We start from the raw sequence: 13413 nt of genomic DNA on the forward strand, positions 1-13413 counted from the left end.
GTATATTAATCACCTGCAACCACCTGATCACGCCCATTTCCCTTGGCTTTATATAGGCGCTTATCCGCTCTATTAATCAGCTCCTCATTCGAACCCGTGCCATTTAAGCTAGATACACCAATACTGACTGTAGCCAACCCAACTGTGGCAAACGCATGATGACTGAGATCCTTCAGAATTCGATTACATACCGCTTGATAAGTGGATGTAGGGGTATTTATGATCACGCTATCGTCAGGCAAAACACTCATGTCAATCCGATAGCGCTCAAGCACATTAAAATCGAACATCGGTATAAATTTTGACTTGGCCTGCACCTCAATTTCATTGATAGCCGTACACGCTAAAACCACAAGCGCCAAAAAGTCTACCTCTTGACCATGCTCGTAAGGGTCATTCATATACCCTCCGATCACACCGTTACCCATCATCACGCCACATGTCATAAATGGGTACCGCGCTTTTATTCGCCAGTTTTTTTTAAATCATCCGAATATGAAAAATAGTGGCCTAAGCAGTCATTATGAATCGCTAGCATTAAAGTGGCGGTAGTCGCGGGTAATTGTGTGACTCGCTCATACAACTCTGCCATGGAAAATGAGTCCAATATCTCTATGGTTAAGTTTTTATCTGGCCAAGTACTTCTAATCTTTTTGGTCTCATTGACCATATTGAGACTTAAGCCAGATATGCCACCAAGTAAAAAACCTTATTCACCTTTGGTTGAAGACGCTTAATTAAGCTTAATTTTTTCTCAACCTCCATACCCTCTAAAATGCCTGTGAAATTTTCGTGGGCGTTAAATCGTTCCCAATCAAATATATTCACACCACTAGAGATAATTGGCTTTTTTGGAAACACCTCATCTCGATGATCAAGCATAAAGTGATTAACACTTAACTCAAGTGCTCTACGTTAAATTGTAATTTTGCTAAACGCTGATACAGCTTGCTCGACGACATCAATTGATGGTGCGTACCTTGATCAACAATCACACCATGATCCATCACTATAATTCGATCGACATGCACCACAGTTGCCAATCGATGCGCAATAATTAACGTGGTTCGATCTTTCATGAGCTCATTTAACGCTTGCTGTACAAGGTGCTCACTTTGCGCATCGAGTGCACTGGTGGCTTCATCTAGCAATAAGATTTTAGGGTCTCGCAAAATGGCGCGTGCAATGGCCAAACGCTGTCGCTGGCCACCTGATAATTTTACGCCTTGCTCCCCCAAAAATGACTGATAACCATTGGGTAATTGCATGATAAATTCATGGGCATGAGCCGCTTCAGCCGCCTTAATCACCTGATCTTCAGTGGCATCTGGGGCCCCATAACGCAGGTTATCCCAAACATTGGCACTGAATAAGACCGGTTGCTGGGGCACCAAAGCAAATAAGTTACGTAATTGCTGTAGGTCCATATCCTTTATGTTTTGCCCTGCGATACAAATAGCCCCTGACTGAGGGTCGCGAAAGCGCAGTAACAAATCAAAAAGTGTCGACTTACCTGCCCCAGAAGGCCCAACCAAGGCAATACGCTCTCCCACTTTTCCCGTGAGATTTAACCCAGAAAGCGCTTTGTGATCAGGGCGAGAAGGATAGGTATAGTTGACCTCTGTGAATTCAATTAAATTGGCTTGATCAATGACATCAAAAACATTTTCAAGCCCTTTTTCAGGTGATTGAATATCCGACTGCGTATCCAGTAATTCTCGAATTCGCTCAGCGGCACCGGCTGCACGCTGCACCTCACCATAAACCTCTGTTACAGCGGCCAATGATCCCGCCACCATGATGGCATAAAATACAAATGCAGAGAGTTCACCAGCCGACAGTTCACCCGTTAGTACATCGTTACCGCCCACATACAGCATGCCGGCAATAGCCCCCATTACCAAAACCATCACCAACGCAATTAAAATCGCACGCTGCTGTATACGTTTTAATGCAACATCAAACGCACCCTCGGCAGAATAACTAAACTGCTCGATAACTAAATCTTCACGTGTAAAGGCTTGCACCACTTTTATATGCTGTAAACTTTCACCAGCCCAAGCCCCCACGCTGGCAACTTTGTCTTGGCTCTCGCGGGACAGCTTTTTCACTTTACGACCAAAATAAATCAGCGGAAATATGATAAATGGCACAACCGTCAGAACAATTAAACTGAGCTTTATATTGCTCACAAACATAAGCCCTAGCCCACCAATAAACGTAAGGCTATTACGCAATGCAAACGAAAAGGACGACCCGATAACGGTTTGCAATAGTGTGGTATCGGTTGTGACGCGGCTTTGAATTTCGCCCGCTAAATTGTCTTCAAAAAAACTAGGTGGCAAACTCACTAGGTGCTCATACAAGCGAATACGAATATCGGCTACTACCCGCTCACCAATCCACGAGACCATATAAAAACGAAAATAAGCTCCCGTTGCTAACGCCACCACAATCACGCTAAATAAAGAAAGTGCTTGAGCCAAACCCTCAAACGATTTCGCACCAAACCCCTCGTCGACCATTAAGCGAATACCTTGACCAATAGACAAGGTCAACGCAGAAGTTGCGATCAGCGCAACGATAGCGAGTGTTAATCGCGCGCGATAAGGTTTAACGTATTGCCAAAGCCAAGTAAGCATAATGTACCCTTTAATGAACAATTCATTGTAAAGACAACCATTCCATATACAAGATAAGCCTGACTGTGACTTTAAATACCTATATAAACAGACCTTTTTCTCAATTTAGCCAAACATGCGACTCTCTATAGCAAAAGCCCTAATTACTGTTAGTATTGAAGACGCTTCACCCTAATACTTAAGCTTCAGGGCATTTATTTGAAAACGTTCACGTGTCAATGTGGTAATACGCTTAACTTTCAAAACAGCGTTTGTGTAAACTGCAACGCTACACTTGGTTTTTTGCCTGACGTATTAAAAATAAGCAGTGTCTACCCAGCTGGTAACGGCTTATATCATGACTCAACCAATAAAAAACTTTACCGTAAGTGTAAAAACTATACGGTTTATAACGTTTGTAATTGGATGGTTCCGGCTGACGACAACAACGAGCTATGCTCATCGTGTCGGCTGAATGTTGTCATCCCTAATCAAGACAAACCTGAAAACAGCCAATTATGGTTTCGCATGGAGCAAGCCAAACGCCGTTTGCTTTACACATTATTTAAATTAAACCTACCCGTTATTGATCGCAGTACAGATCCACGAAAAGGGCTAGGGTTTTCGTTTTTAGAAAACCAAGTAGAAGATGAATACGGCAACGAACTCACAGTAAAGGAATACGTCGTAACGGGTCATAGCTCTGGCTTAATCACCCTCAATTTAAACGAAGCTGAACCCAGTACTCGCATTGAAATGCGAGAACAAATGAACGAACAGTACCGCACATTGATAGGTCACTTCCGCCATGAGTCAGGGCACTATTATTGGGATCTATTAATCCAAGACACTCCATTAATAGATGAATTCAGAGAGCTTTTTGGGGATGACCGCTTAAGCTATAAATTTGCGCTAGATGAATATTATAGAAACGGCCCGAATCTTAATTGGCAAGACATTTGGATCAGTGCATATGCCAGCATGCACCCATGGGAAGACTGGGCTGAGACTTGGGCGCACTATTTACACATGGTGGACACACTAGAAACCGCCAATAACTATAAGCTCAGTATTTCAAACCAACATGTAGAAAACCCATTGGTAAAATACGATCACGTTGACTCAACGTACACGGCTATCAGTTTTACACAATTATTTGATGATTGGTGTCGACTTACAAAAGCAATCAATGCCATTAACCGCAGCATGGGCCATGATGATGCTTATCCTTTTGTGATTTCAATATCGGCATTAAACAAACTTCGATTTGTGCACAATGTAATAAAGAATTCAGCATTAAAATTGTGAATAAAACCACACATCAATGCTTCTTACGCTTAAACGCATTCAGTCATAGAATTTCCATGGATACAGTGAGGTATGAATAGATGACCATAAACTGGGAAAAATACACGGTTGACAACCTGCACGACGAAATGATCAAAAAGGCAGGCAACCCTCGATCCTTTTCGAAAGAATTATCTGAGTTTTTAGCGGGCCTTACTAGCGAAGAAATCATCGAATTTAAAGCCGCATCCGATCTTGCTATTCAAACCATGGGCATCACCTTCCGAGTGTATAATGATGAAGAAGGCTCGATTGATCGAGCGTGGCCGTTTGACATCATCCCTCGTATGATTGACAAAAAAGAATGGGACACCATTGAGGTTGGCCTAAAGCAAAGGGCCAAAGCACTTAAGCCTATTTATAAATGACTTATATAACGATCAAAACATCATTAAAGACGATGTATTCCCAGCCAATTTACTAGAAAAGTCTAAAAACTTTTTACCTAAATGTAAGGGCATCACACCGCCCTTCGGTGTATGGGCACACATTTGCGGCTCAGACCTAGTTCGAGATAATGACGGTACTGTTTATGTCCTAGAAGATAACTTGCGTGTGCCGTCTGGTGTGTCTTACATGCTTGAAAACAGACAAGTAATGAAACGCGTATTCCCTGAAATGTTCGACACTTATAACATTCTGCCCGTTGATGATTATGTTTCTGACTTATATGACATGCTGGCACAATTATCCCCTAGAAAAATTGATGAGCCCGAAATCGTCGTACTCACACCCGGCATTTACAATTCAGCCTATTTTGAGCACGCTTATCTTGCACAACAAATGGGCGCTGAGTTAGTTGTCGGCGATGACTTAATTGTTGACGAAAACGACTTTGTATTCATGCGAACCATTCATGGACTATCACAGGTCGATGTTATTTACCGTCGTATTGATGATTCATTCCTTGACCCTGAAGTGTTTGATCCTGAATCAACACTGGGCGTACCAGGCCTAATGCGAGCTTGGCAATCAGGTAAAGTGGCACTGGCAAACGCTCCCGGCTCTGGCGTAGCAGATGACAAAGTGGTTTATGCATTTGTACCAGAGATTATCGAGTACTACCTAAACGAAAAACCCATCCTATCAAACGTACCCACTTATAAATGCATCAACCCAGATGACTTAGAATATGTCGTTAACAACATTGAAAAACTGGTTGTAAAACCGGCCAATGAGTCAGGTGGCTACGGCATGCTAATTGGTCCCCATGCGACTAAAAAAGAACATGAAGCATTTAAAAAACTGGTCACAGCCGACCCTAGAAACTATATCGCCCAACCTATGCTCATGCTCTCTACCGCGCCAACACTTGTAGGCACCGATGTAGAGCCGCGTCACTTGGACCTAAGGCCATTTATTTTAAGTGGTAAAGACACAACCGTTACAACCGGCGGATTAACCCGCGTTGCGCTTCGCAAAGGATCTATTGTTGTCAATTCATCACAAGGTGGTGGCAGTAAGGATACTTGGATTGTCGATATGGAGTCAGAATAAATATGCTTTCACGTGTTGCGAATAATATCTACTGGCTAGGCCGTTATCTTGAGCGAGCTGAAAACACCGCTCGAATCATGAATGTAAACTCTAATTTATTACTCGACCTGCCTAAAAGTATCAGGCTTGGCTGGAAGCCCATATTAGACATTAATACATCCGGCGAGTCTTTCTTTGAGCATTACGAAACAGCAGATGAAGCAAATGTGACACGTTTCATTATTGCTGATAAAAATAACCCTAGCTCTATTCTTAACTCACTCAATAGCGCTCGTGAAAACGCACGCACTATTCGAGAGATCATCCCACGAGAAGCATGGGAAGAGATCAACTCACTGTATTTACTAGCAAAAGAGAGTGAAGCCAATGCGTTAAATAGACGCCACAGATACTCTTACTTAAATAAAATCATTTTAAGTAACCAAGCAATCACAGGCATCTTGGCTGGCACCATGACACATGATGACGGTTATGAGTTTTTGCAACTAGGGCGTAACATCGAACGGGCTGACATGACAACGCGTATTATTGACGTACGCTCAGCAAGCCTACTGCCTGATATTGAAGATAAACAAGCACCTTTTGAAAACATCCAATGGATGAGTGTTCTGAAATCGCTAACAGGCTATCAAATGTATCGCCGCGAAGTGCGCTTACGCATTAAACGCCAAGATGTTTTACGCTTTTTATTATTAAATTTAAAGTTCCCACGGGCATTAAACCACACTCTGAAAAAAGTAGAAGAGTGCTTACAAGAGTTGCCTAATGGTGAAGGTGTTATTACGTGCGTACAGTCTGTGAGAAAGACATTAGAAACCAGTGAACCTGAAAAATTAGGTCAAGATGAATTACATGCATTTATTGATGAGATTCAACTGGGCCTTAATGATGTTCACAATAAAACCAGCAGCACTTACTTTTAAATTTTAGAAACAGTACCCACATCCACTATGCTTTGTGTGGGTACTGACTAGAAAACCATCTTAACTCGAACTACCTCAATCCAACTGTTCTTGATCAAGTTCTGCCTGTAGCTTTTCAATGTCATCTAGTATACGAATAAATTTTTGACCAAAGGTTGTTACGCTATACTCGACTCTTGGTGGTAATTCGTTATAAATTGCTTTTTCAAGAATGCCAAAATCAGTATTACGCTTTAAACAAGTATTGAGCACCTTTGTGCTAAGACCTTCAACTTGCCGCACCATCTCCCCCGGCCGATTGACACCATTACTAATCAACTGATAAACCGTCAAAGACCACTTACAACCATAAATCGTTTCGACCATCCGTGCTGTTTGCTCAGGCGGCGCTTTACGAATTATTTTTTTCTCTTGTATATCCACATTGCTAACCAAAAAGTACCTACCCCACTGATTTGTACCCAGTTTTAATACACGTTCATTTCCTTAAGATTACCATAGTCACCAAATATCGCGGTGTCATTTTGGAGATTAAAATGAACACATCAGAAGTTGCTTACATAATTGGCGGTACCAGCGGCATTGGGTATGCCACCGCAGTTGAACTTGCACACAAAGGTATCAATCTTGTTATTGTGGGCAGCAAGCAAAATAAGCTAAACGACGCGTTAGACGCGCTCAATAAAATTGGCCAAGCTCAAGGCATACAAACTCAAGGTATAAAAGCCGACCTGCATAAACAAGAAAATTTAAATCACGTTATATCCCAAATTGGCAAAGAATCACGCTCTATCAATTATTTAGTCAATGCAGCAGGCTACTTCAACCCTAAACCATTCTTAGACCACTCTGAGTTCGATTATGATATTTATATGGATCTAAATAAGGCCATATTCAAAATATCACAAGCTGTATCAAAAAATATGATCACTAACGGTGGTGGCAGCATTGTTAATATTGGCTCTATGTGGGCGCAGCAAGCCATTAAGGCAACACCCTCATCAGCCTACTCAATGGCAAAAGCTGGCTTACATAGCCTCACTCAACATATGGCAATGGAGCTCGCTGATCACAATATTCGCGTTAATGCGGTATCGCCAGCGGTTGTAAAAACACCCATTTATAATGCGTTTATTGAGCCAGCTGACGTTGACGAAGCCTTAGCTGGTTTTGACTCGTTTCACCCTATTGGCCGCATTGGACAGCCAAAAGATATCGCCATGACTGTAGCCTTTTTATTAAGTGCAGAAAGTAGCTGGGTAACGGGGGCTATTTGGGACATTGATGGTGGTGTTATGGGGGGTAGAAACTAGGTGCGTATTAACAAATAACAGTCAACGATAATAAAAAGCAAAGCGGGCCCTAACAAGCCCGCTTTATGAATCAACCGATAATTAAATTTGAACCATTTTTTTGATTTTAACCGCCTTTTCGAAATGGTCTAACTTGTGTGTCATGATCCACCAAGTCGCTGCTTCCATCAACAGCTCAGGGTCGTCATTCTTGTTGGCAAAAAATGCATAAAAAGAAAGACCGACAGTGGGCCCTTTTGATGCTATTTTTTTATCACATACTTCAATTATTTTTTTCTTTAAACTTTCTCTCATGACAAACCCTTACCTGAGAACATATATCCTATTCTCGGCATTCTACCCAACTACTGGATAAACATCCATATATTATCAAGGCGCTCATAATCGTCATCTTTTGGATACCCATCCCTATCTATAAAGCCCATTAAATCTGGGTGGTTATCACAAAATAACACATCCAATGACAACCGATCTTGGCCATACAAGCCTCGATGAATCATATTGGCAGAGAACACAAGCAAATCACCTGCCTTAAGCTCAATAGAAAGCCCCTCACCTAAATTCTCGCTACTCTTATGCCCACACTCTTCTAACCTCACCGCTTGCTCATGGGGGGAATCCCAACGTTTATGCGTGTTCGGAATCAACTCGATACCCGGCTCATTAAACAAAGGAATGCGAAAGTGTACGACTTCTGGGCCTGACAAGGCTGCTTTTTGCTCATCGATTGATAAGTGATATTGCGGGTCTCGATGCCAATAATTTTTTTGGCCATGATTAAACGGATCAAAAAACAATTGAGTATTCATAAATATTGGAGGCTCAATAAAAATCGACCTGACGACATACGCAAACTTGTTACTGGTTAAAAACTGAAAAAGAGCAAACCGATAAGCCTCATCAAGCTCACCTTGTTTCGTGATATAGGCCGAGTTAATGGCTTTTTCTGTATAGAATTTCTCGTATTTCTTTTTCCACGCTGCATGAAAAGATATAAGAATTTCTCTTATACTAGCCAACGTATCATCAGAAAAAAAAGATTCTAATAAAATGTAGCCATTTTTTTCAAATTGATCATTCATAAATATCAGTAAAGCAGTGCTTTATTTGAACACTGCTTTTATATGCGTTATTTCTTAAATATAAGTTCAAAGGTAACTGGCACCGCTAAACTGATGTTCGGTAGTCCCGCTAATTTTTTTAACGTTTCGATACCTTCTGCCAACTTATAATCGCCTGCATTGACAATAACTGGCTTAGCCGAGCTCACTAGCCATTTGTTTTCATTTAGTTTCACAATGGTCACTTCGGCTTGAACTTGTTTATCAACACCATGAAGCGATAGCGTTAAGTTGACTAAATCGGTGTAATAGTCACCATTCTCTAAGCTTGATGCACGAGATATTTCAACATTGCCTGTTAACATGGCATTCGCGTACTTAGAAACATTGAAAAAATTATTTTTTAATCGTTCATCACGAATACCTATTTTTGTATCGACACTAGAGAGGTCAACCGATACTGATAATTTACCTTTTTCATCAATCGAGCCATTAAATTGTTTAAAGTGGCTAATTTCTGCGATTGCATCCTTCTTAATTGATACAAAATTAAGCAGTGATTCTTCAGTTTGCAATGTCCAATCTGCAAAGGCATTAGGTGCCAAGACTAATAAAGCACACATAAATAGCGAATACATTTTCATTTGTTTTCCTTTAAATATATAAAATTTGAGTTTGGTCCTAGCTGAATCACAACTTTCAGCGCTTTTTACAATAAAACAATGAGCATCATACTCGCTCGTTTCATTTTCCGCTCTTTTATATTGCTTCTCTCTCGTCACAATAATCGACAATTTTGGCATTAAGGTCAAACTGATCAAAAATGAAAATAGTGACACAATATCAACCAAATCAAATAACTCATTGTATTTATGCAAATAATGCTGGCACATTTCATTGACACATAGATGCAAGCCCTATTCTAACCATGAAAATCAATTAATGATTAACCTACATAAAGGCACCCACCATTTTAAAGGGTTCAGCTAAATACAGCACATCATAGAATTTGGTGGCATTTAATGACTACTTTATAGCGCCTATTTCATAAAACGCTTCCTTAGTAAATGATTAGCCCTAGATAGAGATAGCACCTATTAGTAACAATTGAGGTTTTTTAACTTTCAATAAAATAAGTACCTTAACTGTGAATTAAACGACAGACATAAAAAAACCGAGCTGATTAAGCTCGGTAAAAAGGCCTACTGCTAATTTTTATTATGTCTTTTTATTATGTGTTTATAACATCTACAATACGTTTTGATACGTAACGTCCTGGCGCAGGCTCAATCACGTCAATTTCGCCTTGCCCCGGAGTACGCGCGGGTACATTGCCTTCTGTTTTGTTTGCAACCCATTCTTGCCAATTCACCCACCAAGAACCTTCGTTACGCTTAGCTTGCTTGAACCACTCTGATGAATTAGCGGCCAATTGATCATTGGTCCAGTACTCATATTTATTGGCACTTGGTGGGTTTACTACACCCGCTATATGGCCGGAACCACCTAATACAAACTTAACATCGCCTTTAAAAAGCTGAGCGCCTTTATAAGTGGTTGTGCCATTTTGCAATATGATCCTGAGCTAAAGAGAGAAAGTATGACGGCACATCCACCTGAGAAAGGTCAATCCCTTGTCCATTTAATTGAATTCCATCTTTATCTTTTAGTCTGTTATGCAAATACATATTACGTAAATAAAAGCTGTGCATGGTAGCAGGAAGGTTTGTACCGTCGGTGTTCCAGTATAATAAGTCAAACGCCATTGGGCGCTCACCCTTTAAATAGTTATTAATAAAAAACGACCAGAAAAGATCATTTTCACGTAACAAATTAAAACTAAATGCCATCATACGACCATCGTAATAGCCTAATGCATTCATTTGTTTTTCTAATGCACTGATTGCTGTTTCATTAATAAACACACCAATTTCGCCAGGGTCAGAAAAATCAATGAGGGTTGCTAAATACGTCGCCGATTTAATACGATGATCGTTAGTTTTTTTCATATAGCCTAATGTAGCCGCTAGCAAAGTACCGCCTAAACAATAACCCACTGCGTTTACCTCAGCTTCACCTGTTGCTTGTTTTATAGCGTCTAGTGCTGCTAGTGGTCCTTGTTGCATGTAATCGTTGAATTCTTTGTTTCTAAGGCTAGGACCAGGATTAACCCATGAAATGCAAAATACAGTATGACCTTGATCAACCAGCCATTTTAGTAATGAATTTTTTTCCCGCAAATCTAAAATATAGTATTTATTAATAAAAGGTGGAATAACTAACAACGGAGTTTTGAATGTGCTTTTTGTGGTTGGTGTATATTGAATGAGCTGAATTAAATCATTTTCATAAACAACAGATCCCGGCGTTGTTGCAACATTCTGGCCAACTTTAAATGCACTGCTATCGGACATTGCAATATTTAAACCGCCAAAACTGTCTTTTAAATCATGGGAAAGCTGCTCCATACCTTTCAATAAATTAGCGCCGCCAGTTTCAATGGTTTTGCGAACGACTTCTGGATTCGTACCTGCAAAGTTACTAGGTGATAAGGCGTTAACATACTGACGAACAAGAAAGTCTACTTTATTTTTGGTTAATTCGGATAAGTCATCAACACTATCAACCATATTATGGATAGCATCAGCATGCAGCAGGTAGTTTTGCTTCAAGTAATCAAACAGTGGATTTGAGCGCCAGTCATCGTCTTTAAACCGGCGATCTGAAGAGTCAGGTTCAATGACGGGTTCAGAATCTTGCCCCATGAATTTTAATGCGGTATGTTGCCATAACGCCATCTGTTTATTCATTAGCTGCATTTGTTGACCGACAATAGCAGCGGGGTTTTGCATCAACTTATCACTAAACTCAGAAAATGCCTCATTAAAATCAGACATTACGGTAGCAGCAGGATCATCTTCTGATGTTTTTCGAGACGTTAAACTTTCTAAAATATCAGAGAACTGCTCACTTGCTTTCACTGACATACCGATGAAATCATTAACGGTTTCTTCAATATTCAGACTTTCCTGTGACATACCCTATCCTTGATTTAATTAAGAAAAGCCACATCAAAGATGTGGCTTGATTTGCTTTACGCTGTTTTTGTTGCTTTTTTCTCAGCCGGCTTTGAAGCAGGACGCGCTTCTTGCCAAACGGCTTCAACTTGAGATTTAAAATCATTCGCTAAATCTGACAATGATTTTGCATCTTCCATGATTTTTTTATTAACGGTAGCCGCTGCTTCCGTTTGAGATGTAGAAAAAGAGCGTAATGATTCAGCATCTTTTACATCAACCGCTTTTTTCATTTGTGACATCGTAATGTCAGCATATGATTTAATTGACTCCAATTGGAACTCCGTCATTTTCTCCATATTCTCAACCATCAAAGCACTCAGCTTATTAAGTGGTGAATAGAAGCTTTTTGCTTGCTCTGTGAACGCATTCATGATGTTTTCTTGCATTTTCCTCTCCTTGAGGTTGGTTTTTAGAATAGTCCTAATTGCTTAAATTGATCTCCCTAAGACAGTCCTTTGTTTTAGTAAAACAAGATCAATTTAAATTCATTTACTTTCGTGCTTAGAGGTCATATTAAATAGTGTGTCAAAAAATCCTTTTTGTGCACTTTCCATTGTTTGCATACTGGTATTTAAATAAGGCTTCAGCAATGAAAAAGCATCGTATCCGTCTTCAGCATTTTTCATTTTTTCAACAATGGTACTGATGATCTCTTCGTGCAATCCCTGCACATCTGGCAACCCCATTGCTTGACGAAACTCATCTGGTGTTAAATCAAATTCAACATTTATTTTCATGCAATTTCGCTCAATACTGGCCCACCAATAGTAATTTTTGGCAACTCAGGTTTGGCTATAATTATTTTTTTAGTGGGGGCAATTACTTTGGCCTCCCCTTCTAATACACGCTTGCCATCTTGATTTACAACTTCACAATTAAATACAACCGTATGCTTTTCATCATTTTTTTGTTGGGCTGTTAACTTTACCGACAAGGTATCGCCTAATTTTACTGGGCGAAGGAAATTCAAAGATTGATTCAAATAAATAGTACCAGGCCCCGGCATAACCGTTGCCAAAGTAGCGGACACCAATGAGCCCGACCACATACCATGTGCAATACGCTCCTTAAACACAGAGTTTCGTGCAAACTCTTCATCAAGGTGTACTGGATTAACATCACCAGAGACCACAGCAAACAAAATTAAATCGGCTTCGGTTAATGTTTTTTTATAAACACACTGATCACCCAGTGCAATTTCATCGTAGGTTTTGTTCTCTAATGCTTCCATATATCACCTTTGTTGAAATATCCGTTCTTAATATGACAGCCATATAATTATTAAAAAATAAACGCAGCTCATCAAACTGTTTTAGATAGTTATCGAATCATTTTAATAAATCAAAGACTGCTTTAGAGTTAAAGCACCAGACTCATTTTAGGTCTAAGCCGTTTAAACTAGACGGTTAAAGTCATAAAAAATAACTAGAAAAAGCTAAAAATAATAATTATTGAGTAATATCAAAAACTTACAAATAATATAAGTTGATCCAGTAAAAATAAGGCTACGAAAAATATCGCTACAGGCGTGATGATCGGTATGAGAATGCATGACAAACATTGTAACAACC

At 40.0% G+C, this 13413-nt stretch carries 16 protein-coding genes and 1 pseudogene; 4 read left to right on the forward strand and 13 right to left on the reverse strand.

Features of this window, described 5'->3' with window-relative positions:
- Positions 1 to 5 precede the first annotated feature (5 nt).
- The 4 genes from ACU6U9_RS18040 to ACU6U9_RS18055 all read right to left on the reverse strand — a co-directional run bounded on the left by ACU6U9_RS18040 (position 6) and on the right by ACU6U9_RS18055 (position 2642).
- The gene (locus ACU6U9_RS18040) at positions 6 to 401 is read right to left on the reverse strand and encodes a GGDEF domain-containing protein (RefSeq protein WP_446736387.1); all 396 of its coding nucleotides are present in this window, start codon (positions 399 to 401) and stop codon (positions 6 to 8) included.
- Positions 402 to 463: 62 nt separating this feature from the next.
- Positions 464 to 670: a hypothetical protein gene (locus tag ACU6U9_RS18045; protein ID WP_446736388.1), complete on the reverse strand. Its 207-nt coding sequence runs from the start codon at positions 668 to 670 to the stop codon at positions 464 to 466.
- A gap of 8 nt (positions 671 to 678) precedes the next feature.
- Positions 679 to 882: a hypothetical protein gene (locus ACU6U9_RS18050; RefSeq protein ID WP_446736389.1), complete on the reverse strand. Its 204-nt coding sequence runs from the start codon at positions 880 to 882 to the stop codon at positions 679 to 681.
- 14 nt (positions 883 to 896) lie between these two features.
- On the reverse strand, positions 897 to 2642 hold the full coding sequence (locus tag ACU6U9_RS18055) for an ABC transporter transmembrane domain-containing protein (RefSeq protein WP_446736390.1): 1746 nt from the start codon (positions 2640 to 2642) through the stop codon (positions 897 to 899).
- A gap of 198 nt (positions 2643 to 2840) precedes the next feature.
- On the opposite strand from ACU6U9_RS18055, the gene ACU6U9_RS18060 reads away from it, so the two are divergent.
- The 3 genes and pseudogenes from ACU6U9_RS18060 (at position 2841) to ACU6U9_RS18070 (ending at position 6388) form a co-directional block, all read left to right on the forward strand.
- Complete coding sequence (locus ACU6U9_RS18060) at positions 2841 to 3929, forward strand: zinc-binding metallopeptidase family protein (protein ID WP_446736391.1); 1089 nt, start codon at positions 2841 to 2843, stop codon at positions 3927 to 3929.
- 80 nt (positions 3930 to 4009) lie between these two features.
- Positions 4010 to 5465, forward strand: a pseudogene (locus tag ACU6U9_RS18065) (circularly permuted type 2 ATP-grasp protein).
- 2 nt (positions 5466 to 5467) lie between these two features.
- Positions 5468 to 6388: an alpha-E domain-containing protein gene (locus tag ACU6U9_RS18070; RefSeq protein ID WP_446736392.1), complete on the forward strand. Its 921-nt coding sequence runs from the start codon at positions 5468 to 5470 to the stop codon at positions 6386 to 6388.
- Positions 6389 to 6463: 75 nt separating this feature from the next.
- Here the strand turns inward: ACU6U9_RS18070 and ACU6U9_RS18075 are convergent, their stop codons facing one another.
- The gene (locus tag ACU6U9_RS18075) at positions 6464 to 6811 is read right to left on the reverse strand and encodes a winged helix-turn-helix transcriptional regulator (protein ID WP_446736393.1); all 348 of its coding nucleotides are present in this window, start codon (positions 6809 to 6811) and stop codon (positions 6464 to 6466) included.
- A gap of 113 nt (positions 6812 to 6924) precedes the next feature.
- On the opposite strand from ACU6U9_RS18075, the gene ACU6U9_RS18080 reads away from it, so the two are divergent.
- Positions 6925 to 7701, forward strand: a complete 777-nt coding sequence (locus ACU6U9_RS18080; protein ID WP_446736394.1) for an SDR family NAD(P)-dependent oxidoreductase — start codon at positions 6925 to 6927, stop codon at positions 7699 to 7701.
- An 81-nt stretch (positions 7702 to 7782) separates the two neighbouring features.
- Here ACU6U9_RS18080 and ACU6U9_RS18085 read toward each other — a convergent pair whose 3' ends face one another.
- The 8 genes from ACU6U9_RS18085 to ACU6U9_RS18120 all read right to left on the reverse strand — a co-directional run bounded on the left by ACU6U9_RS18085 (position 7783) and on the right by ACU6U9_RS18120 (position 13073).
- Positions 7783 to 7995: a DUF6500 family protein gene (locus ACU6U9_RS18085; RefSeq protein ID WP_446736395.1), complete on the reverse strand. Its 213-nt coding sequence runs from the start codon at positions 7993 to 7995 to the stop codon at positions 7783 to 7785.
- Positions 7996 to 8045: 50 nt separating this feature from the next.
- A complete protein-coding gene (locus ACU6U9_RS18090; protein ID WP_446736396.1) occupies positions 8046 to 8783 on the reverse strand; it encodes a phytanoyl-CoA dioxygenase family protein in 738 nt (245 codons plus the stop codon).
- 47 nt (positions 8784 to 8830) lie between these two features.
- Positions 8831 to 9406, reverse strand: coding sequence for a YceI family protein (locus ACU6U9_RS18095; protein WP_446736397.1), 576 nt, complete (start codon positions 9404 to 9406; stop codon positions 8831 to 8833).
- A 587-nt stretch (positions 9407 to 9993) separates the two neighbouring features.
- A complete protein-coding gene (locus tag ACU6U9_RS18100) occupies positions 9994 to 10335 on the reverse strand; it encodes a hypothetical protein (protein ID WP_446736398.1) in 342 nt (113 codons plus the stop codon).
- On the reverse strand, positions 10310 to 11800 hold the full coding sequence (locus ACU6U9_RS18105; RefSeq protein ID WP_446736399.1) for a PHA/PHB synthase family protein: 1491 nt from the start codon (positions 11798 to 11800) through the stop codon (positions 10310 to 10312). The genes ACU6U9_RS18100 and ACU6U9_RS18105 overlap by 26 nt, the downstream gene beginning before the upstream one ends.
- Before the next feature lie 56 nt (positions 11801 to 11856).
- A complete protein-coding gene (locus tag ACU6U9_RS18110) occupies positions 11857 to 12228 on the reverse strand; it encodes a phasin family protein (protein ID WP_446736400.1) in 372 nt (123 codons plus the stop codon).
- A 99-nt stretch (positions 12229 to 12327) separates the two neighbouring features.
- On the reverse strand, positions 12328 to 12579 hold the full coding sequence (locus tag ACU6U9_RS18115; protein ID WP_446736401.1) for a DUF6489 family protein: 252 nt from the start codon (positions 12577 to 12579) through the stop codon (positions 12328 to 12330).
- Entirely contained in the window at positions 12576 to 13073 is a 498-nt protein-coding gene (locus tag ACU6U9_RS18120; RefSeq protein ID WP_446736402.1) for a MaoC/PaaZ C-terminal domain-containing protein, read from the reverse strand. Before ACU6U9_RS18120 ends, ACU6U9_RS18115 begins: the two co-directional genes overlap by 4 nt.
- Positions 13074 to 13413 lie beyond the last annotated feature (340 nt).

Source organism: Pseudomonas sp. HK3, from assembly GCF_052920985.1.